Here is a 20,172-nt window from a genome sequence, read left to right as displayed (position 1 = left end):
TCCCCACTTGAATGCCTAAATCTATTATAAAAAAAAATCCTGCATTTGTAAGCAGGATTTTTTCGCATATTTTTTTGCCGGGAAAGGACGGTTTTCGAGGGGACTATTCGACCCAGCTATCCAGGTACGATTTTTGCTCGTCAGTCAATTTGTCGATTCCGATTTGCAAAGCTTCCAATTTGTACTGAGCAACCATTGCATCCAGCTCATAAGGTACGTTCAGGACGCTTTTGCCAATGTTTTTGTATTGCTCGTTCACATAAGCCAAGGAAACAGCTTGCAGCGCGAACGTCATATCCATGATTTCTGCTGGGTGTCCGTCACCTGCAGCCAGGTTAACTAGACGGCCTTCTGCCAAGAGGTACACTTTTCGACCATCAGCCATGACAAATTCTTCAATATCTTTACGCACAATGCGAGTCGAAGTCGACAATGCATTCAGCTCAACTTTGTTTACTTCGACATCGAAGTGACCAGCGTTGGACAAAATTGCGCCATCTTTCATCACTTCGAAGTGCTCTTTGCGAATCACGTCGCGGTTGCCAGTTACAGTAACGAAGTAATCGCCTTGTTTTGCTGCCTCGAGCATAGGCATTACTTCAAAGCCATCCATATATGCTTCTACTGCTTTGATCGCGTCAATCTCCGTTACGATAACTTTTGCGCCCAGACCCTTTGCACGCATAGCAACACCTTTACCGCACCAGCCATAGCCAGCTACGACAACGGTTTTTCCTGCAACAACCAGATTAGTTGTGCGGTTGATACCATCCCAAACGGATTGACCTGTACCATAACGGTTGTCGAACAAGTATTTGCAGAACGCATCGTTTACGGCAACCATCGGGAATTCCAGCTTGCCTTCTTTTTCCAATGCTTTCAAGCGCAGGATACCTGTTGTTGTCTCTTCTGCACCACCACGTACTTGGGACAGCAGATCGCGGCGCTCGCTGTGCAGGATTGTCACCAGATCGCCACCATCATCGATGATCAGATCAGGGCGTGTTTCCAAAGTTTTGATCAGGTGCTCTTTATATTCTGCCGGATCTGGATTGTATTTTGCGAAAACGCGAATGCCGTCTTCTACAAGCGCTGCGCAAACGTCGTCTTGTGTAGAGAGTGGGTTGGAACCTGTGATTGTTACTTCAGCGCCACCCGCTTGCACTACTTTTGCCAGATAAGCGGTCTTCGCTTCCAGGTGCAGGGAGATCGCTACTTTCAAGCCAGCAAACGGCTGCTCTTTTTCAAAACGCTCGCGAATGCGGTTAAGAACAGGCATGTGCTCTTTTACCCAGTCAATTTTCAGATGTCCGTTGTGTGCCAACGACATGTCTTTTACAATGCTTTCAGAAATCATGTTCATGTATGGATGGGCCTCCTTCATATCAGAAACAATCGAGTCTATCATATCATACGCAAGTACTGCCATCATCTGTTTTTCCTAATAACGGCATATTCTACCTGACCGAATTTGTTTGAACAAACGAACCTCCTTCGCAAGCAGCCTTTTTTTCCCCCGACTCTCCCGCTGTCAAAATTTCCAGAAAGCGCAGTAGAGCTTGGGGCATCCACTTCTTCTTATGATACACTAATTGGCGATAAACCCGTACATCCGGATGGGAAAAAGGTAAAATAACCAGAGAACCATTCTTTACTTCCTCTGCTACCGCTATATAAGGAACCAAGGCAATGCCCAAATCATATGCCACACATTGCTTGATAGCTTCCAGGCTACCGAATTCAAACGACGTCACAATCGTTGCTCCTGCATCGCGCAAGACAGCCTCCATGATCGAGCGATAGCTGCATCCCGCTTCTGTAAAAATCCAGTTCGCCCCTGAAAAATCGTGTGCCTCAATCTTTTCCTTTTGCGCCAAGGGATTGGTAGGAGCCGCGACGACGACCAATTTTTCCTCGCCCAAATTAAGATTGGTTAGCTCTGGATGATCCTGCAGCCAATCGAGAACAAAGGCAAAGTCATACCTTCCTTCCTTTACTCCCAAGCGTAAGTCATGACAAATACCGGGATGCAAGGAAATACGCATGCGCGGCTGCTCCTGTCGAAACTTTTGTAGAAAAGGAGGGAGATAAAAAGCGGCAAGTGACTCTACCGTTCCGACAGTGAGTGTCCCAGCCAGCTCCGCCTGCTCAGAGAGGATAGCCTTGGTCTCGTCCAGAATAGCAAGCAATTGCTCACTGTATTCCAAAAGCACCTCTCCAGCATGTGTCAGCCTGATTTTTCTGCCCCATCGTTCGAACAAGGTCACGCCGAATTCTGTCTCAAGATTTTGAATCTGTGTCGTCACGCTTGATTGCGCATAGCCCAATACTTCAGCAGCACGAGTAAAGCTGTTCCATTTCGCTACCTCTCGAAAGGTTTGCAAATATCGGGTATCCATCCCTTTCCTCCTTTCTCATCGAAAAAACCGATTCATCTTATCTAATATTATAGATAACTCCGATCACTAAGTCTATGCTACACTACGGTTACAAGTCACTGAACAAAAAAAGAGAGGGATTCATGTGAGTAAAGCTGCTTCACAAGTACCTGGTCTTGTCAAAACATTGGGACTGCCACAAATCGTCGCTCTATACATCGGAGCCGTCATTGGATCGGGAGTTTTGCTCATTCCAGGATTAGCCGCAGAAATGGCCGGTCCAGCCTCCATTCTTGCCTGGGTTCTGATGTCCGTACTGGTCCTGCCTATGGCAATTACAATGGGACTTTTATCTGCACGCTATCCTAGCTCTGGCGGCGTCTCTACATTTGTCCGGAACGCTTACGGAAACAACGCCGGGAACATCGTCGGGTGGTTTTTTCTTTTGTCCGTTCCCATTGGCGCTCCGATCCTCAGTGTAACCGGGGCGAACTATTTGGCTGTTTTGCTGAATTGGGGCGATCTGCAAATTTATGTCGCTGCCGCTCTGATCCTGATTACTGTTGTACTCATGAATGTATTCGGTATGCACGTTGCTGCCCGAGTACAAACCATTGTCGTTGCCCTCATCATTTCGATTCTGGTTTTGGCCATTGTCGCTTCCTTGCCACACGCTTCTGTAGCCAACTTCACTCCTTTTGCTCCTCATGGCTGGATGAGTGTCATATCCGCGGCGGGTCTGTTGTTCTGGTGCTTTATCGGTTGGGAAGCAGTGACGCATTTGTCAGAGGAGTTTGTAGATCCGAGGAAAAATGCCATTCGCGGAGTTTTGTGGAGTGCAGGTATCGTATCACTGCTTTACTTGGCTGTCGCTTTCATGACGGTTGCCACCCATAGCTATGGCGCGGGAATATCTGCGGCTTCCCTCAGTATTATGGTGCAGCTATCGCTTGGACCAGTAGGAGGATGGATAGTTGCTGTCACCGCTTTGTTCATTTGTATCGCAACAGCCAATGCCTATGTCGGGGCGGCATCACGGATTGCCTACTCGCTCGCAACCGAAAAGATTGCACCACGCTGGTTCGGCATCCTGCACGCAAAGTATCGCACACCAGTAGGCGGGCTTCTGTTTCTTTCTCTTTGTTTTGTCGTTGTCCTTAGCGTGTTGTATTTTGGTGTAATCAGTCTCTCTGAACTCATCGTTTTGCCAAACGCAACCTTCTTCGCTACCTATATCGGTGGTTGCCTGGCAGGAGTTCGGCTCTTGCATGACAGCCGCGCAGGACGTCTGGCAGCCTGGACTTCACTCGTATTTACAGTCGGTTTATACCCGTTCCTCGGTTGGTCGGCTCTGTACCCGATCGTGATTGCCGTCATCTTGTTCCTGTGGCAAAAGCGATACAAAAAAACTGCCTAAACAGTAAAAACCAGAGCCCGTCCAGACGGGCTCTTTTCTATTCCCCGCCCTCTTTTCAAGCCGAAAGTGCCCACTATCTCCTGACACTTTCCTAGCTAATTGCTATTGGCAATCGACAAAATCTCTGATAAGATAAGCACATTCCCAATCATCCGATGTTTGGAGGTTTGCAAATGACATTACAAAAAACTACCCGCTCCTCTTTGGTCAAACAAGTCGTGGATCAGCTGGTACAGCGTATCGAAACAGGCACATGGTCCGTTGGAGAACGAATTCCCCCTGAGCCGGAGTTGGTAGAGCAGCTGGGAGTGAGCCGGAATACGCTGCGCGAAGCCGTACAGGCCTTGATTCATAACGGCATGCTGGAAGCTCGGCAAGGGGATGGGACCTACGTACGTTCTTCCAGCGAATTTGGTGCCGCGATGCAGCGACGCCTGCAACGCTCAACAGTCATTGAGATTCTCGAGGTCCGGCATGGACTGGAACGGGAGATAGCCAGACTCGCTGCTGCCCGCAGAACAGATGAGGATCTGGCTCTGATTCGTGAAAAGCTGACGCAGTCTCAAGCCATTCTACATGATGCTGAAGCCTACACGCTCGCTGACCTCGATTTTCATATGGCGATTGCTTCCGCTACTTACAACGGCGTCATGATTGACCTTTATAAAAACATGTCAGAGTCCCTGCATTACTCCATTAGCGGCACGCAGGAGCTGGTAGACATGAAGGATATCCTGTTCAAGCACCACACCGCTCTTGTCGAGGCAATCCGGGTGCAAGACCAGAGTGCCGCGGAAGAAGCGGCTAGCAGCCTGATACAGGTGAGCAAGACAGCTCTCATGCAGCTGATCAAGGAAGGAAGTATTCAGTTATGAACTCTCAAGCCATGGCTGCCGCGTCAAAACCACATGTGCAGCCAGCCACTCCAAATCCCATTCTGATCATAGCCGGCATTATTCTGATTACCTTTACCATGCGCTCGCCAATCACTTCTATCGGGCCTTTGGTTGGCTCCATCCGCGCAGACCTTGGCTTATCCAATGTCATGTCCGGTTTATTAACGACTGTTCCCCTACTGGCATTCGCCGTACTCTCGCCTTTGGCACCTAGTATCGGGCATCGCCTAGGTACGGAGCGAACTTTGCTTGCTGGTCTGATTACTGTACTCATGGGTATTCTATTGCGATCTACAGGATTCGTTTTTACCTTGTTCGTTGGAACTGCTTTCATCGGCGCGGGAATTGCTATTTGTAACGTGCTCATCCCAGGACTCGTCAAGCAGCGTTTTCCGCAAAAGGCAGGACTTTTGACAAGTGTTTACACCACAACGATGTCCATGTGCGCCGCTATCGCATCCGGAGTCAGCATTCCTCTCGCTCAAGGCGCCAATCTCGGTTGGCAAGGCTCTCTCGGTTTTTGGGCGATTGTCGTCCTGATCGCCATTTCTGTTTGGCTCCCTCAGCTTCGTGCAGCTGGCAAGATGTCAGCTGCTACAAAGGTGAGCACCCCGAAAAAAGGGCTCTGGCGGTCAGCTCTCGCCTGGCAGGTCACATTGTTTATGGGGCTGCAATCCTTTCTGTTTTATTGCACCATCGCCTGGCTCCCTGCTATTTTGCAGCAGAACGGAATCAGTTCAACAAACGCCGGATGGTTGTTGTCACTTGTGCAGGTCATCAGCTTGCCAGCCAGCTTTTTAGCCCCTGTCCTGGCATCCCGGTTTCGTGATCAGCGCATGATGAGTGTCGTCATTGCTCTTTTGTCGTTGCTTGGTTGCAGCGGATTACTGCTGAACGGAAACATGGTTGTACTTGTACTTTGCCTGATTTTCCTCGGCTTGGCACAGGGTGCAAGCATAAGCTTGGCCCTTACTTTTATCGTGATCCGTTCCGAAAATGTGCGCCAAGCAGCAGAATTGTCTGGCATGGCACAATCGGTTGGCTATTTACTCGCTGCACTCGGTCCACTTTTCATCGGCTATGTTTTTGACCTGACCCATTCGTGGACTCTGCCTCTCATCACACTTATGATCGTAAGTGTACTGCTCATTTTTGCCGGAATCGGCGCTGGACGAAATCAAACCGTCTAAACAGAAAAAAGGCGCGCATATTTGCACGCCTTTTTTCCTATTCGTCTTTTCCGATCATTTGAAACGCTTTGCCATCATGGGAGGACAAGTAGAAGGTTTTGTCGATGCTTCCTCCCAGCTCACCCGCGTAATATTGCACGGTCATTCTATACTTGCTGTTTCCGATCTTTGCAAAGTACATCAGCTCATTAAACCGTGGGAATCGAATATAATCATATACCTCGTATTGCATGAATGAAAAATGTTCACGCAAAAACGATTCGCTGGCAGGAAGCTTCCTTTTCTTCACATACGTTTGCAGGTCATCAAAACGACGGATCTTCTGCTGGTCCATCACTTCACGTACAAATGATGAGACTGCCTCCGTCATCCCTTTTTTCTCGTCATCCGTTACATTCCCTGGAAACAACTCTTCAATTTTATGATCCAAGCGTGTCAGCAAAACGACAGCCTGCGCTCTGCTAATGCTTTCCTGCGGGCGGAAGGTCCCATCCGGGTACCCAGCCATAATCCCCATTTTGTAGGCAGGATAGACTGTCATCACTTGATCTGCATTTTCGATAGACAAATCAGAAAAGAAAACGGACTTGGTTCCGCGATATTTTTCCCCCTCAAATTGATGCCCCAAGGCCGCCAGGAGCACACGCGTTGCCTCCAAGCGATTCATGCCCTCAGCCGGTTTTCCGGTCGGCATAATTCCTGCGGCAACCAAATGACGATACGTATTTTCTGACCAGCGGCCTTTGGCCTCTGCTAAATACGTCTCTTGTATAAACGCGTCAGGCTCATGTCCCATAAACTTTGGAATGATTCGTTCTACCAGAGTCAGAAACTGCTCCTGCGTAATCGTTTGCTCAGGTCGGAAAGTTCCATCTGGATAGCCTTGAATCATGCCACTTTTCGCCGCACTCGCAATGTCTTTGGCCGCCCAATGTCCTTTTATGTCGGTAAAGGAAGCAGTAGGTGAAACGACCCACTCTTCACGCGCATCAGCCTTTGGCAAGCCGCCTGTGGCCATTCCTGTCAGCAAAAACGACAGAGCCAGTGCCAGAGCGGTGGTTTTTTTCCCGATTCGTCGCCAATTTTTCTGCATCTCGAGTACCACCTTTCACAACAGCAATCTATTACTAGGACGCAGTTATTGTCGGAAAAGTTTCAGCATATTTTGCTAAAAATGTTACCAAAAAAGAACAACCGACCACACGCGTAAGCGATCGGCCGGTTGTTTTCACTTGTTCACTACCTGGTACATCATTCCTGTTTATACGTAAAAGATCTGATGCGTCCCGTCGTGAACAAACGGTGATTCCACCAGCCGATCCACGAGGGATAACCCGTACTTGTTGGCATATGGGAAAATCGACAGCTTGCGCTCCTGTAATCCACTGTCAGGCAGCAAGGAAGCCTCAATCCGTTTTACCCGTAAGTACTCCACATCCTCCTGCTCTTGCAGGGAGCGTACCAAACGCTCTTCCAAAAAAGATACTTGTTCAAGCAACAGTCTCGTATTCTTTTCTGCCAACCCTCTCAGTCCCTCATCCAAGCGCACCACTTCTTCGACGAGCGGTTGGTACATCGCTAATAATTGTTCCCGTGTAGCCGCAAACTGCTCTTGCAACGGATGGGGCTCTTGTCGTGCTTCCCATTCCTTTTTCCAATCAGTAAATCCGTTCAACACCTGCTCCAAGCGCAGATCCAGTCCCTCCAGAAGCCTTTGCTGGGCACCCTCTACCAGGGTGATAGACATCCGCGGCAAAACGATCGGCATTTGCATGTCAAACAACTCAAATACTTCGCGATAATACGCCCAGTACGAGATTTCTCCTGGACCACCAATAAAGGCTATCGTAGGAAAAAGATGTTCCTGCATCAGTCCTCGTGATACCACATTCGTACTGAAGCGCTCTGGATGCTCAGCCGCAAGCTTGAGTAGCTCTTCCCGGCTGTACGATGCTCGCCTGTTTACGAATCGGTCTCCATGTCGCTCCAGAAGAAGTCGATCCTGTCCTTCATATAGAAACAAATTGGCTTGGTGCTCTTCTACCTCAAGCTGCAATGGATATCCTGCGGTCTCGATGCGATCTGCGGATTTCATTAGCAGGTGGCCAACTTGTTCATTTTTTTCAATGAGCTGTTCAAAAACGGGACGCTCCAACTCCCTTACGAACGGAAGAGATGACTCTATCAGAATCAGTCCATGCTTCCCGAACAATTGAGCCATCAACCGCGCAAACCACTCCGCCACGTTTTGCGAGTCAGCAGCCGTCTGAGTGAGCAACTCACGAATCTGACGGGTCTCAGACGTCTCTGTTTGTGCATGGAAAAAGCTGTCTAAAAACTGCTTATATGCTTCCTCACTCAAGGGGAGACTGCTTGCGGAAACGCGGCCTTTTTTATTCAGCTTCATTCGCTCTTTATGCAGTCTTGTTTCTCTGTCAGTCAGCCAGTAAACATGGTCGATTTCATCGATATCATGATCTTCTCCTGCGATCCAAAAGACGGGGACGACCTCTGCCTGCAGTTCATTCGAAAGCTTTTTTGCTGTCTGAATCAAATGAACCGCTTTGTGAATCGTATAAAGCGGACCTGTCAGCACTCCTGCTTGCTGTCCGCCAATGACAACATACGTGTCCGGGCGTTTCAGCGCTTCAATTCGTTGCAGAGCCTCTTGATGATTTCCGATTTTTTGGTTAAACGTATATAAGCCCTCTGCCAGCAGTTCCCGATGGGAGTAAGACCTGCCTCGAAGATACTCCAACCTGTCCTGGTACGACTGTATGTCATAGGGATTATGGGCAAAAAATTGTAGCGCAGAGGCATTTTGCTGCTGGTATTCCTGTGCCAGCCGATTTGCCAATGGAAGCGCAAGACATTCAACATTCATGCAAGCTCACCTTTCTCAACGTGTAGGAAAGTTTAACCACTCCACCGCGCGAAAGCATCCATGCTCACACTTTCCGGAAGGCATACGAATCTTCCGCCAAAACGCGGTCGCTCCTCGGTGAACGGCCTCGATAGAGAATTTTTTAGGGCCATGGGTCTCTGCAAATTATACCACGCTCGAAAGCGACAAAAAACAAGACAACCCGCTTTTATGGGTTGTCAAAGTGTAGGACATGCTTTCTTTAAAATTGTGGAGGGGTGACAGACCAGATCAATACGACCTCTTCTTCCCCTGTATTCTCAATGGAATGAGTTTTACTGCTATCAAACGATATGCTGTCGCCTGTCTCCAAAACGTGCTCCTCATCATTAAAACGGGCAGTCACTGTTCCTTTGATAACAGTAAAGCACTCTTCACCGTCGGTTTGAACGAACTTATCTACTACCATTTCTCCTGGGGCCAGACGTACTTCAAGCATTCCCAGCTTGGCACTTCCTCCCATCGAGAGCAACGAATACGTCCCTGTTGATTCTGGAAAAACAAGTTGTCTACGTTTTTGCAAGCGAGTCACATGAACCTGTTTCTGGTCGATATCTTCAAAAAAATGAATGATGGGTGACTCGAGAGCCTTGGTGATTTTCCACAAGGAGTCTAAAGAGGGCTGTGAAATTCCTCTCTCCACTTGGCTGAGTAAGCCTTTGCTTAAACCGGTTTTGCCAGCCATAATCTCCAGCGTAAAACCACGCTCTTTCCGAATCATACGAATCTTGTGTCCGATGGTCTCGATGGGAAGTCGCATAAGTTCCAACCTTCTTTCTTATCGGAATAAATACGATATGTATTTCCAGTGCGTTACACGACACCCATCGTCTTGATTATTCCGGTCGTAAACAGCACTATATATACAATTCCAAACATGAGAAACGACAAACGCCATGCGGAAAATCCAACCTTACGCAGGGAGAGCTTGCCTTTCCACTTCACCTGAATCCAGCCTAACAACACAATGGTCACTAGGAAGAAACCAACTACCCACCACCAGAACGACAAAGCCTCTGGCCAGATGAGTCCATAAGCAGAAACGGCTGAACGAATCACCAAAAGATTCGTGATATTTATCGCCCAACGGCCTGCCAGTCGCTTGTCCCTCTTCCATCCATACAAAATCAGATAGACGATAGGAAATCCAAGAAACGGCACAACCGTTAACGTCCCCCATAAATAGGCCCAGATATTTGCAGGCACGGTCATTTACTGTCGCCTCCCTCCTTCCCCATTCCCATTGCTGATTTCAGGGTGATCACACGAAACAAGGTTTCATGCAATGGAGTTGGAATCCCGGCCAGCTTCCCCAGTTTCACGATGTAGCCGTTGATTGACTCCACTTCTGTTTGCCTGTGCCGCTTCACATCCTGCAGCATGGAGGAAAGATTTCGGGAAGTATTTCGGCATATGGCGACAATTTCCTGCCAGTCCGTCTCTCCTAATTTTTGTCCGGCATACTCTGCAACAGCACTAGCTTCTTGAAAAAGCTCTCGCATCAGCTTTTCCGTATGCGGATTATCGAGAAGAGCACCATTTGGAATCTCAAAAAGTGCGGTTAACGGGTTGATCAGAGAATTGGCCATCAGCTTACGCCATGCATATGGCTTGATTGATTTTTCAAGAACAGCCTGTATGCCAACAGACGTCGCCCATTCCACAAAAGACTGAATCACAGGATCACTGCTGTTTCCATTCTCCCATGGCCCGACACGTAGTACGCCACTTCCTGTATGCACCACTTCCGTTCCTGACAAGCGTCTTGCCCCTTCTGTATTGATGGCAAAGAAGCTGCGTCCTTCGGATAGTACGTCATGCAAAAGCTCATGATGGCCCATACCGTTTTGCAGCGCGATGATCCGTGCCGTGCTGTTTAATCGACGAAGCGCTGGCAATATAGCAGGCAAATCTGTTTGCTTGACGGTCAACAAATACAAATCCGCCTCAGGCAAGCCTTGCTCAATCGGACAAGCATCGATCGGGACAAGCCTCAGCTCTCCGTCTAATTGGGTGTAGATGATCCCATTTTGCGCGAGCTGATTTGCCTGGAGTGAACTGCGTGTGACTACTGTGACGGTTTGACCAGCGACTGCCAACCTTGCCGCATACAGCAACCCAACTGAGCCACCGCCAACCACAACGGTCCTGTGTACCTTAGCTTGTGACTGCATTTGTTCACCTACATTAATCATTACTTATTTTTAAGAATAACAGAGTTTAGGAGATTCTTCAATTGATTGGAACAAAAAAGATCAAAATTATCGAAAAATTACTCGGTTTTTGCTCTTATGAAGAGAAAAATAGACTGCCACCGGAATCGTGACAGTCTGCGCTGGTATTTAGACAGGATAAACGGGGTGCTTTCGATCCGAAAAGACCTGGCGCTTGCCTTTGTATACTTCATAGCGGCCAATGAGCTCTTTGCGCAGATCACTCGGTGGAATAATCGCATCAACGATCAGGTTGGAGGCCAGCAGGTACAGATCAATGTCTTCCTGGTATTCCTTGCGCTTCTCGGCGATAAAGGCCTGGCGCTCCTGCGGGTCTTCGATCGCCTGAATTTTATTGCTGTAGACGGCATTGATCGCTGCCTCAGGTCCCATTACCGCAATTTGCGCATTTGGCAATGCCAGGCATGCATCCGGTTCAAAAGCCGAGCTCGCCATCGCGTATAGCCCTGCTCCGTATGCTTTGCGTACAATGACCGAAATCTTCGGCACAGTCGCTTCGGCCATAGCCGAGATCATCTTGGCCCCGTGGCGAATAATTCCCGCACGCTCTACTGCCGTACCGATCATGAAGCCAGGTACGTCAGCCAGGAACAAAAGCGGGATTTGAAACGCATCGCACAGCGTAATAAAACGTGCCGCTTTATCGGCGGAATCAACGAACAGTACGCCACCCTTTACCCGCGGCTGATTGGCGATGATTCCAACCGGTTTGCCGTCGAGTCTTGCGAGTCCGGTAACCAGTTCCTGCGCAAACAGCTTTTTGATCTCAAAGAACGAGTCAGCATCTACCAATGCGTGAATCAGATCATGCATGTTAAAGGCCGCATTCTGATTCTCCGGCACGATGCTTGTAATCTCCTTGGCGGTCTCGATCGGAGCTTTTGCGGTCGCAACCGGTGGTTCGTTTGTATAATTAGCCGGAAAATAGCTGAGGTAGGTACGTGCAGACTGGATAGCTTCTCCTTCACTTGCAGCAAGCACGTCACCGCATCCACTGACCGAGCAATGCATCCGGGCACCACCAAGCTCCTCCAGGCTCACTTTTTCACCAATGACCATTTCCGCCATGCGTGGCGATCCCAAATACATGCTCGCGTTCTTTTCCACCATGATGACGATATCGCAAAAGGCAGGAATGTACGCTCCACCTGCAGCAGAAGGGCCAAACAGGATGCACACTTGTGGAATTTTTCCCGAGAGCTTCACTTGATTGTAAAAGATGCGTCCAGCACCTCTGCGCCCTGGAAACATTTCTAACTGATCAGTAATCCGGGCACCTGCTGAATCTACCAAGTAAATGAGCGGCACACGCATTTTTTCAGCGGATTCCTGAATACGAATTATTTTTTCAACTGTTCTTGAACCCCAGGAGCCTGCTTTTACCGTTGAGTCATTTGCCATGACACAAACGGTTTGACCGTTCACTTTTCCAATCGCCGTCACTACGCCATCAGCAGGCAGATCACCCGCCATGACATTCGCAAACAGGCCATCCTCTACCATAAACTCGTCGTCAAACAGCATTTTTAAGCGGTCACGAACAAAAAGCTTGTTTTGCTCCTTCTGCTTTTCGTGGTACTTGGCTTCGCCCCCTTTTTCCACGTGGGCGATTTTCTCTCGAAGTGTCTCTTCCAGCTGCTTGTTCATCAGCGTCCCCCTCTTCACTCTCCGCGATATACCGGCTTTCTTTTTTCTTGAAATGCTTGCAATCCTTCCAAGCGGTCTTTCGTTGGAACAAGTAACTGATACGCGTTGCTCTCCAGTGCAAGACCAGATGCCAAATCGACTTCCATGCCACAATCAACCGCAAACTTTGCCTGAGCGAGAGCAAGCGGTGCATTGGCAGAAATGTCGTGCGCCATTTGACGGGCTGTTTCCATTAACTGCTCCAGAGGTACAACCCGATTAACCAATCCAATGGTTAAAGCTTCGTCGGGCTTCACACGTCTGGCAGTAAAGATCAATTCTTTCGCAATTCCTTTTCCCACCAGGCGCGGAAGACGCTGTGTTCCTCCCGCTCCGGGGATAATGCCCAAAGCTGTTTCCGTCAGCCCCATTTGCGCCGTCTCACTCATGATGCGAATGTCGCAAGCAAGAGCCAGCTCAGTGCCGCCACCCAATGCCAACCCATTGATGGCAGCAATAACGGGCTTCGGTAATTTTTCCAATTCGCTGAACGTATCGCGAATTGTCCTAATGTATTGCTGCACCTGCTCCTGTGGCATCGTTCGACGTTCCTTCAGATCGGCACCGGAACAAAACGCCTTGTCTCCAGCGCCCGTCACGATGACAACCCTGATTTCTTTGTCGAGAGCAATCTCACTGATCAGGCGTCGGAGTGTAAAAAGCGTCTCCAAATTGAGGCAATTGAACACATCAGGCCGCTCAAGAGTAAGTACGCCAAGCAAGCCTTCTTTATGCAAAGAAACCGTCATGCCGCTTCCCTCCAGGATAGTTTCGGTGTTACACAGTCTTGCAGGCCAGAGACGCCTTGAGCACTTTGGAGGACAGCTCCCGTCCCAATTGCTGTTGAATAAATGCACCCGCCTCAGTCAAGCGCTCAAGGTCTACACCGGTTTCATAATCCATCCCATGCAGCATGTACACCAAATCCTCTGTCGAGATGTTTCCTGCCGCTCCTGGAGCGTATGGACAACCACCGAGACCGCCGATCGAACTGTCAAATGTACGCAGACCCTCGTCCAGAGCGGCTGCGACATTCGCCAACCCTGTGCCTCTCGTATCGTGAAAGTGACCGGCCAAGCGCTCAGTCGTAACATCCTTCACAAGCGCTCCAATTTTTTCATGGACCTGCTTTGGTGTTGCCACTCCGATCGTATCCCCAAGTGATACTTCGAATACACCCATTTCCAGCAATGCATTCGTCACGCGCCGACTATTCTCAAGTGGAACACTGCCCTCATAGGGACAACCGAACACTGTCGACACATAGCCTCGTACCCGAAGGCCGAGCGTAAGTGCCTCGCGTGCTACCTCCTGCAAAACAGGAAATGTGTCTTCAATGCTTTTGTTGATGTTTTTTTGATTGTGTGATTCGGAGGCAGACATGAACAAAGCCACCTCTCTTAACCCGCTAGCCGCTGCACGCTCCAAACCGCGTAGATTCGGAACCAGCGCACTAAACGTCACATCAGCCGGGCGAGCGATTCCCTGCAAGACTTCCTCGGCATCTGCCAATTGTGGAATCCAGCGCGGATTCACGAACGAGCTTGCCTCTACACGTTTTAAGCCAGCTGCAACAAGTTTATCAATCAACTGAATTTTAGCTGCAACCGGAACGATTTCTTTTTCATTTTGCAAGCCGTCGCGCGGCCCTACTTCTACGATTTGTACCTTGTCCATTCACTTCCCCTCCTTTCCTAGCGGGCGCTCAGTTTGTAATCATTCTAATACTATTCGAGAACGACGATGATATCTCCATCGTTGACGAAGTCGCCAATGTTCACTTTTACCTCAACAACATTGCCAGCAGCTTGTGCTTGCACGGGTACTTCCATCTTCATAGATTCCAAAACGACCACATCTTGCCCATCACTTACTTGATCTCCAGCTTGTACAAGGACTTGAATAACGGTTCCTGCCATAGTAGCTGCTACTTGTTTCATAATCAGATCCACTCCTCTTTTTTATCGTGAAGCCATTTTATTTAGAAACACGCTCTTGCACAAACCAGGTTGTGTAGGCGCCAGCAGTGAAGCGTTCGTCTGCCAATACCTCTTGTAAAAACGGAATGTTCGTTTTAATTCCAGTAATCTGAAATTTCTCCATCGCTTCTTTGGCTCGTACGACAGCTTCTTCTCTCGACGCACCCGAAACAATCACTTTTGCAATCATCGGATCGTAGAAAGGTGTGACTTGTGTCCCCGCCTCTACCCCGTCATCAATGCGAACAAAATCTAGTACAGGTGGTTGATAAAGTCCGATCGTACCTGGAGATGGCATAAAGGATACTGGATCTTCCGCATACACCCGCAGCTCAATGGCATGCTGCAAGGCTTTTACGTCTGCCTGTGCAATTCCAAGTGGATTGCCCTTTGCGATCTCAAGCTGCATCGCTACCAGATCAAGTCCTGTCATTTCCTCTGTCACCGGGTGCTCTACCTGCAGACGTGTATTCATTTCCAAAAAGTAAAAGTTTTTGTCCTCGTCCACGATGAACTCAACTGTGCCTACTCCCGTATAGCCAACTGCTTTCGCAGCCTGAACAGCTGCCTGGCATAGCTTTTCACGAGTAGTCTGATCGAGAAACGGGGACGGACTTTCTTCCAGCACCTTTTGATGACGTCGCTGTATCGAGCATTCGCGCTCCAACAGATGAATGACCTCGCCATGCTCATCACCTGCGATTTGCACCTCAATATGATGCGGACGCTCTACGTATTTCTCCACATACATCGCGTCATTACCAAAGTATGCTTTTGCACGCCCTTTGGCTGACTGGTAGGCTTGGCGCAATTCTTGTTCGTCCCGGCAAATTTGCATGCCGATTCCTCCGCCGCCAGCACTCGCCTTTAGCATGATCGGATATCCAATGGTCGCGACAATCTCCACTGCCTCATCCGGCGTGTTGACTGGCTCCTCACAACCTGGCACGACAGGTACGCCAGCTTCCTGCATGATTTGACGGGCTGTCAGCTTGTCACCCATCTGTCCGATGACTTTTGGCGAAGGTCCAATGAATACGAGCCCTTCATCACTAACTCGCTGGGCAAAGGCTTCGTTTTCGGATAAAAGACCATACCCAGGATGAATCGCATCGGCATTTGTACTCTTGGCTGCTGCAATAATGGCCTCCACATTTAAATAACTGTGTGGGACAGGAGGTGGACCGATATGCACAGCTTCATCCGCTTCTCTCACATACGGCAAGTCCTTGTCAGCATCAGAATAGACAGCGACTGTAGCGACTCCCTTCAGCTTGCATGTGCGAATAATTCGTCTGGCAATCTCACCGCGGTTTGCAATTAGTACCTTACGCATGGCAACGCTCCCCTCTTTCACAAACCCGCATGCAATCGAAAGCGTTTTCAAATGGATGACCGGTTTGCGTCATGTATTTACTACCTCCTATTGTGCCATGAGATTGAAAAGAGTTCTAGGCTGAAATTTTAAAATTTTCCCAAGGGAGTGAAAATATTTCTTGATGAAGCCCTCCGTTGTCGCTTTTTATAGCGTCGATTTAATAAAAACTCTACGGAAAGAAGATTTATGGTGTATAATAGGTACGAGTGGCCTAATGGTGGCCCGGGTAAAGAGCTGTGAGAGGAGTGGCTAACCTATGTTTGAGGTAAAACGTTTGCAAATCAACTACAAGACGCTGGAGGAATTCCAGAAGTTTCGCGAATTTGGCCTGGAGGAGCTTTCGATGAAGGAAGACCTGGAGGCGAACATCGTGGAAAACGATTCGGAATCTCCTTTTTATGGTATTTACGACAACGATCTTTTGGTAGCGCGGATGAGCCTCTACAAAATTGACGGGAAATACGATCGTTATTTCCAGCCTACACAGGATTATTATGAGCTGTGGAAGCTTGAAGTCCTGCCTGATTACCGTGACAAGGATTACGGAACAGCTCTGGTTAACCACGCGAAAAGCTTTGGCGCACCAATCAAGACAAACTCTCGTTGCCGCGCCGACCAATTCTGGCTGAATATGGGCTTCACACCTGTAAAGTACAACCCTATGCGCGATCGTGGTGAAAACCCATACGTTTGGCTGCCCGAGAACGTTGGACTGCAAGACTAGCGCTCCCCTTATATGAAAAGACAAAAAGAAGCGGCGAAAACCGCTTCTTTTTTACGTGTGTAAGAAATGACAAGCATTCGGGCCCAAGCGCATAGCAAGCTTCCACGAAAACGTGGTCGCCCTTCCGTGAGCAAGCCTCGATAGAGGTTTTTTATGTAGGCAACAGCGCCCTCTACTTTTCCACTCGCTCCAAATTCCCGTTTTCATCCATCTTAAAGATTGCTTTGGACGAATCTTCTTCTTGCAAAAAGGCTAGCTTGCGTGCGCGCTCCATAATTTGCACCAACGCACGGTAGTCATCATTAACTCCGCGCACCTGTTCAAGCTCTCTTCTTGCCTTTGCATGAGCTTCTGTCAATTCTTTTATTTCCAATTCTTTTCCTTCCAACTCTTGTTCCAGCTGCCTCAAACGACGGGACAATTCTTTTTGGTTGACCAGCATCCGAATAACTGATTCGATCTGCTGCTCTTCATCATCGGTTTGTTTGGATACTTCGCCTGTAACTGGTGCTTGCCGCTTCGGAGGCAATGCAACAGCCTCTACTTCCGGAGTGCCTTGTGCAGGAGCAACCCTGCCCATTTTTTTCAATTGCTGTCTTTGGCTTTTGGCAATGGAAATCGCGGCATCATATCGCTTGCGAACGCAGCTGTTCCATCGGAAGCCGCACGCAGCCGCAGTCCTTCCCAACCTTTGACCCACTTCTTCAAATGCGGCAAGCTGTGTACCGCCCTCGCGTATGTGGCGCAAGGTGACTTCCGCCAACACTAGATCGTCATCTTCGGTCCATGCGTCTTGTCTGGAAGCTACCATATGAGTCCCTCCCGTTACCTTTAAAAAGGATGATGTAGTTCATCCTATGCTTTTCCCTACTCTTGTAGAATCGCTTTCTACTAGAAAAAGTATGTCCAAGCGAATAAATGTTTAAACGGGAGAAACCTTTCGCGGCAAGTCGCTACCTTTTGGTGAGAAACTTTTCCACCACGGCTACATGTGCATCACTGCCCCATATTCCGGCACATTGCTCAATTTCTTTAGCAATCCGTTCTGATTGTGGCAAGCCCGCCCGTCTCCACTGCAAAATTCGCATATAAGCCACAATTCCGATGAGCGGCTGTGCAGCGATCTTGCGGGCAAAACGAAGGACATGCTCCTCCAACTGGTCAGCGGAATGTACCTCATCCACGAAGCCATATGTCTTGGCCTCCTCGGCAGACAAGCGTTCGCCAGTTAAAAGCAAAGCCAACGCCTTGGACTCGGGCAATGTATCCAACAAACGACTTCCTCCGCCCCATCCAGTCGTGATGTGCATGCTGATTTGTACAAATCCGAATGACGCCTTCTCGCTGGCAAAACGAAAGTGGCAAGCCCCCGCGAATTCACAGCCTCCACCAACAGCAGCCCCATTGACCATCGCGATAACTGGCTTTGCGTATTGATCAATCGTAGACAAAAGAGCCCCCACCTTGCTCAAAAGTGGATGCGCCTGTTCGTATCCCCTGGCTGCGATGAACTGGTTCAAGTCTCCGCCAGAGACAAAGCTTCTACCTGTGCCCGTGATAATCAGGACTTTGATGCTTTCATCTTCAGCGCATTCCTGTAAGGTAGCAAGCAGTTCATCGACCAGCTCCACACTGATCGCATTATGTACCTCCGGGCGATTAAGCGTAACTGTAGCGATGCCCTCGTTCTTGGTTATGTATAACGTTTCCATTTTGGCTCCCCAACCTTTTCATCCATCTGATTTACCTTTATTTTACCGCCAAAAGGGGAAAATGAGAAAAAGAAGAGGCCATCAGCCCCCTCTTCTTTAAGACAGCAAATTTTTCATTGCGGATGAATTAAAGCCTACAATCAGATTCTCGCCGTCCGTGAGAATCGGGCGTTTGAGAAGCTGCGGCTCTTCACTCAGCATTTCCAACAGCTCTTTTACAGACATGTCGTTGATGTCTACATCGAGGTTTTTGAAACGCTGGCTTCTCGTGGACAGAATCTCATCCAGTCCATTCGAAGTCATTTTAATGATATCAAGCAGCTCTTCTGCTGTTGGTGGATTTTTGAATAAATGACGCTCTTCGTAATTCACTCCGTTCTCTGAAAGCCATGCCTTGGCTTTCCGACAGGATGTGCAGCTCGGATACGTGAAAAACGTTAATTTTTGAGTATGTGTACGTTCAGCAACTGCCATCGGTTACCCCTCCGTCTCATCTATACAATATCGGTTGATTTATTACAGGTGTTGCTAAAAAGGATTCTTTATGTTGGCAACATGCACTTCCAAAAAGTTAGCTAATAAAAAAACCTTCTTTAATTCGGATTATAAATGTGTTATTAACACTATGTCAATAGTAGTTAATCTAAAAACTAGGCGAAAATTACTTATCTCTTCTGCTCTTGCACACTCCGACCTTAACAATCTAAGGAAAATCGGATACACTTATTATGATTTGTCTTATGAAAACCTCTATCGAGGCTTCCTCAAGGAGGAGCGACCGCATTTAGCGGACGGTTTACATGCGCTCCGGAATTCATAAGCCTTTTCAAAGAGGAGCGACCGCGTTTCAGCGGTTGGTTTTTATGCGCTCCAGAATTCATAAGCGACCGCTTATGAATTCTTATACGTTGAAGAAGGGGGTACCAAGCATGGATTACGATGCACATAAGTTGACCAGTGCTTTAGCTGACCCCACCCGTTTTTCCATTTACCAATTCGTCGCATACAGCAAAGACCCAATCACTGTCCAGGAAGTAGCTGACCACTTTTCGATCCATCCCAATGTGGCTAGGCTGCATTTAACCAAACTGGAGGATGTCCATTTGCTTACAGCCGTTACGGACAAAAGTGGCAAAGGTGGACGACCCAGTCGATTGTACTCACTGTCTGACCAAGTCGTGAGTCTACAGTTTCCACCCCGTGACTATCAGCTTCTGGCCGACATCGCGATTGAAAGTCTGCTCTCGCTAGGCGAAGCGGGTAAAGCCGCTTTGATTAATATGGGACATCGTATCGGTACAGAGATGGCAAAACGGGCGGTTGCCCAAAGCGGAATTCTGTTAAAAACGGCCACTATGGATGAAAAGCTGAGTTTGATTCATCGCCTTGTCGTTGCACAAGGATTGAAACCTGACATCGAGGTATTATCAGATGGCAAGCTACGCTTCCGTGTAAACAACTGCACGTTTTCTGATTCAGCCAAAAAATATACAAGTTCTGTATGCCATATGCACAACGCCCTTTTGATGGGAATATTCGAAACGTACTTGGGGAAAATTGAATTACGTGAGGACGAGTCCATGCTTGGTGGATGTAGGTCATGCAACTATACGGTGATTCAATACTGATAAGGAAGACAAAAAAGACGTCATAGG

At 48.5% G+C, this 20,172-nt stretch carries 20 protein-coding genes; 5 read left to right on the top strand and 15 right to left on the bottom strand.

From position 1 onward, the window contains the following. Positions 1 to 103: 103 nt before the first annotated feature. Entirely contained in the window at positions 104 to 1,363 is a 1,260-nt protein-coding gene (locus ADS79_RS11320) for an adenosylhomocysteinase (RefSeq protein ID WP_049739061.1), read from the bottom strand. 94 nt (positions 1,364 to 1,457) lie between these two features. Next, positions 1,458 to 2,399, bottom strand: coding sequence for a LysR family transcriptional regulator (locus ADS79_RS11315; protein ID WP_049738511.1), 942 nt, complete (start codon positions 2,397 to 2,399; stop codon positions 1,458 to 1,460). A gap of 124 nt (positions 2,400 to 2,523) precedes the next feature. Here ADS79_RS11315 and ADS79_RS11310 point away from each other — a divergent pair, with 124 nt between their 5' ends. The 3 genes from ADS79_RS11310 (at position 2,524) to ADS79_RS11300 (ending at position 5,881) form a co-directional block, all read left to right on the top strand. After that, positions 2,524 to 3,795 (top strand): APC family permease, encoded by a 1,272-nt coding sequence (locus ADS79_RS11310; RefSeq protein WP_049738510.1) that lies wholly within the window; start codon positions 2,524 to 2,526, stop codon positions 3,793 to 3,795. A gap of 173 nt (positions 3,796 to 3,968) precedes the next feature. Then, entirely contained in the window at positions 3,969 to 4,670 is a 702-nt protein-coding gene (locus ADS79_RS11305; RefSeq protein ID WP_049738509.1) for a FadR/GntR family transcriptional regulator, read from the top strand. Continuing rightward, positions 4,667 to 5,881, top strand: a complete 1,215-nt coding sequence (locus tag ADS79_RS11300; protein WP_084765808.1) for a CynX/NimT family MFS transporter — start codon at positions 4,667 to 4,669, stop codon at positions 5,879 to 5,881. Before ADS79_RS11305 ends, ADS79_RS11300 begins: the two co-directional genes overlap by 4 nt. 37 nt (positions 5,882 to 5,918) lie before the next feature. Here ADS79_RS11300 and ADS79_RS11295 read toward each other — a convergent pair whose 3' ends face one another. The 10 genes from ADS79_RS11295 to ADS79_RS11250 form a co-directional block, all read right to left on the bottom strand. Next, on the bottom strand, positions 5,919 to 6,974 hold the full coding sequence (locus tag ADS79_RS11295) for an S-layer homology domain-containing protein (protein WP_049738508.1): 1,056 nt from the start codon (positions 6,972 to 6,974) through the stop codon (positions 5,919 to 5,921). A 168-nt stretch (positions 6,975 to 7,142) separates the two neighbouring features. Beyond that, positions 7,143 to 8,765 (bottom strand): bacillithiol biosynthesis cysteine-adding enzyme BshC, encoded by a 1,623-nt coding sequence (gene bshC, locus ADS79_RS11290; protein WP_049738507.1) that lies wholly within the window; start codon positions 8,763 to 8,765, stop codon positions 7,143 to 7,145. A gap of 241 nt (positions 8,766 to 9,006) precedes the next feature. Next, a complete protein-coding gene (locus ADS79_RS11285; RefSeq protein WP_049738506.1) occupies positions 9,007 to 9,564 on the bottom strand; it encodes a helix-turn-helix domain-containing protein in 558 nt (185 codons plus the stop codon). A gap of 53 nt (positions 9,565 to 9,617) precedes the next feature. Then, positions 9,618 to 10,016 carry a DUF3397 domain-containing protein gene (locus tag ADS79_RS11280; protein ID WP_049738505.1) on the bottom strand — a complete coding sequence of 133 codons (399 nt, stop codon included), beginning with the start codon at positions 10,014 to 10,016 and terminating at the stop codon, positions 9,618 to 9,620. Next, entirely contained in the window at positions 10,013 to 10,978 is a 966-nt protein-coding gene (locus tag ADS79_RS11275; RefSeq protein ID WP_049738504.1) for a ketopantoate reductase family protein, read from the bottom strand. The genes ADS79_RS11280 and ADS79_RS11275 overlap by 4 nt, the downstream gene beginning before the upstream one ends. Before the next feature lie 168 nt (positions 10,979 to 11,146). Further along, positions 11,147 to 12,685 (bottom strand): acyl-CoA carboxylase subunit beta, encoded by a 1,539-nt coding sequence (locus tag ADS79_RS11270; protein ID WP_049738503.1) that lies wholly within the window; start codon positions 12,683 to 12,685, stop codon positions 11,147 to 11,149. A gap of 14 nt (positions 12,686 to 12,699) precedes the next feature. Continuing rightward, positions 12,700 to 13,473 (bottom strand): enoyl-CoA hydratase, encoded by a 774-nt coding sequence (locus ADS79_RS11265; protein ID WP_049738502.1) that lies wholly within the window; start codon positions 13,471 to 13,473, stop codon positions 12,700 to 12,702. A 28-nt stretch (positions 13,474 to 13,501) separates the two neighbouring features. Next, positions 13,502 to 14,401, bottom strand: coding sequence for a hydroxymethylglutaryl-CoA lyase (locus ADS79_RS11260; RefSeq protein WP_049738501.1), 900 nt, complete (start codon positions 14,399 to 14,401; stop codon positions 13,502 to 13,504). 50 nt (positions 14,402 to 14,451) lie between these two features. Continuing rightward, positions 14,452 to 14,664, bottom strand: a complete 213-nt coding sequence (locus tag ADS79_RS11255; protein ID WP_049738500.1) for an acetyl-CoA carboxylase biotin carboxyl carrier protein subunit — start codon at positions 14,662 to 14,664, stop codon at positions 14,452 to 14,454. A 37-nt stretch (positions 14,665 to 14,701) separates the two neighbouring features. After that, positions 14,702 to 16,039 carry an acetyl-CoA carboxylase biotin carboxylase subunit gene (locus tag ADS79_RS11250; protein WP_049739059.1) on the bottom strand — a complete coding sequence of 446 codons (1,338 nt, stop codon included), beginning with the start codon at positions 16,037 to 16,039 and terminating at the stop codon, positions 14,702 to 14,704. A 298-nt stretch (positions 16,040 to 16,337) separates the two neighbouring features. On the opposite strand from ADS79_RS11250, the gene ADS79_RS11245 reads away from it, so the two are divergent. Further along, complete coding sequence (locus tag ADS79_RS11245) at positions 16,338 to 16,805, top strand: N-acetyltransferase (RefSeq protein WP_049738499.1); 468 nt, start codon at positions 16,338 to 16,340, stop codon at positions 16,803 to 16,805. 172 nt (positions 16,806 to 16,977) lie between these two features. On the opposite strand, the gene ADS79_RS11240 is transcribed toward ADS79_RS11245, so the two are convergent. The 3 genes from ADS79_RS11240 to ADS79_RS11230 form a co-directional block, all read right to left on the bottom strand. Continuing rightward, the gene (locus ADS79_RS11240) at positions 16,978 to 17,616 is read right to left on the bottom strand and encodes an RsfA family transcriptional regulator (RefSeq protein ID WP_049738498.1); all 639 of its coding nucleotides are present in this window, start codon (positions 17,614 to 17,616) and stop codon (positions 16,978 to 16,980) included. Positions 17,617 to 17,758: 142 nt separating this feature from the next. Next, positions 17,759 to 18,517: an enoyl-CoA hydratase/isomerase family protein gene (locus tag ADS79_RS11235; RefSeq protein WP_049738497.1), complete on the bottom strand. Its 759-nt coding sequence runs from the start codon at positions 18,515 to 18,517 to the stop codon at positions 17,759 to 17,761. Between the two features lie 96 nt (positions 18,518 to 18,613). After that, positions 18,614 to 18,991 carry a Spx/MgsR family RNA polymerase-binding regulatory protein gene (locus tag ADS79_RS11230; RefSeq protein ID WP_049738496.1) on the bottom strand — a complete coding sequence of 126 codons (378 nt, stop codon included), beginning with the start codon at positions 18,989 to 18,991 and terminating at the stop codon, positions 18,614 to 18,616. A gap of 455 nt (positions 18,992 to 19,446) precedes the next feature. On the opposite strand from ADS79_RS11230, the gene ADS79_RS11225 reads away from it, so the two are divergent. Then, positions 19,447 to 20,145, top strand: coding sequence for a helix-turn-helix transcriptional regulator (locus ADS79_RS11225; protein ID WP_049739058.1), 699 nt, complete (start codon positions 19,447 to 19,449; stop codon positions 20,143 to 20,145). The last annotated feature ends 27 nt before the right edge of the window (positions 20,146 to 20,172 follow it).

This window comes from Brevibacillus reuszeri (genome assembly GCF_001187725.1).
GTDB classification, from domain to species: Bacteria; Bacillota; Bacilli; order Brevibacillales; family Brevibacillaceae; genus Brevibacillus; species Brevibacillus reuszeri.
Note: the sequence above shows the minus strand (reverse complement) of the source record. Positions and strands in the feature narration are given on the sequence as shown.

What these genes read in the sequence shown, in the direction of transcription:
- ADS79_RS11260 (WP_049738501.1), bottom strand. Translation starts at nt 14,401, where the DNA reads ATGGACAAGGTACAAATCGTAGAAGTAGGGCCGCGCGACGGCTTGCAA.
- ADS79_RS11295 (WP_049738508.1), bottom strand. Translation starts at nt 6,974, where the DNA reads ATGCAGAAAAATTGGCGACGAATCGGGAAAAAAACCACCGCTCTGGCA.
- ADS79_RS11245 (WP_049738499.1), top strand. Translation starts at nt 16,338, where the DNA reads ATGTTTGAGGTAAAACGTTTGCAAATCAACTACAAGACGCTGGAGGAA.
- ADS79_RS11320 (WP_049739061.1), bottom strand. Translation starts at nt 1,363, where the DNA reads ATGAACATGATTTCTGAAAGCATTGTAAAAGACATGTCGTTGGCACAC.
- ADS79_RS11280 (WP_049738505.1), bottom strand. Translation starts at nt 10,016, where the DNA reads ATGACCGTGCCTGCAAATATCTGGGCCTATTTATGGGGGACGTTAACG.
- bshC (WP_049738507.1), bottom strand. Translation starts at nt 8,765, where the DNA reads ATGAATGTTGAATGTCTTGCGCTTCCATTGGCAAATCGGCTGGCACAG.
- ADS79_RS11285 (WP_049738506.1), bottom strand. Translation starts at nt 9,564, where the DNA reads ATGCGACTTCCCATCGAGACCATCGGACACAAGATTCGTATGATTCGG.
- ADS79_RS11275 (WP_049738504.1), bottom strand. Translation starts at nt 10,978, where the DNA reads ATGCAGTCACAAGCTAAGGTACACAGGACCGTTGTGGTTGGCGGTGGC.
- ADS79_RS11270 (WP_049738503.1), bottom strand. Translation starts at nt 12,685, where the DNA reads ATGAACAAGCAGCTGGAAGAGACACTTCGAGAGAAAATCGCCCACGTG.
- ADS79_RS11225 (WP_049739058.1), top strand. Translation starts at nt 19,447, where the DNA reads ATGGATTACGATGCACATAAGTTGACCAGTGCTTTAGCTGACCCCACC.
- ADS79_RS11255 (WP_049738500.1), bottom strand. Translation starts at nt 14,664, where the DNA reads ATGAAACAAGTAGCAGCTACTATGGCAGGAACCGTTATTCAAGTCCTT.
- ADS79_RS11230 (WP_049738496.1), bottom strand. Translation starts at nt 18,991, where the DNA reads ATGGCAGTTGCTGAACGTACACATACTCAAAAATTAACGTTTTTCACG.
- ADS79_RS11300 (WP_084765808.1), top strand. Translation starts at nt 4,667, where the DNA reads ATGAACTCTCAAGCCATGGCTGCCGCGTCAAAACCACATGTGCAGCCA.
- ADS79_RS11305 (WP_049738509.1), top strand. Translation starts at nt 3,969, where the DNA reads ATGACATTACAAAAAACTACCCGCTCCTCTTTGGTCAAACAAGTCGTG.
- ADS79_RS11250 (WP_049739059.1), bottom strand. Translation starts at nt 16,039, where the DNA reads ATGCGTAAGGTACTAATTGCAAACCGCGGTGAGATTGCCAGACGAATT.
- ADS79_RS11240 (WP_049738498.1), bottom strand. Translation starts at nt 17,616, where the DNA reads ATGGTAGCTTCCAGACAAGACGCATGGACCGAAGATGACGATCTAGTG.
- ADS79_RS11265 (WP_049738502.1), bottom strand. Translation starts at nt 13,473, where the DNA reads ATGACGGTTTCTTTGCATAAAGAAGGCTTGCTTGGCGTACTTACTCTT.
- ADS79_RS11315 (WP_049738511.1), bottom strand. Translation starts at nt 2,399, where the DNA reads ATGGATACCCGATATTTGCAAACCTTTCGAGAGGTAGCGAAATGGAAC.
- ADS79_RS11235 (WP_049738497.1), bottom strand. Translation starts at nt 18,517, where the DNA reads ATGGAAACGTTATACATAACCAAGAACGAGGGCATCGCTACAGTTACG.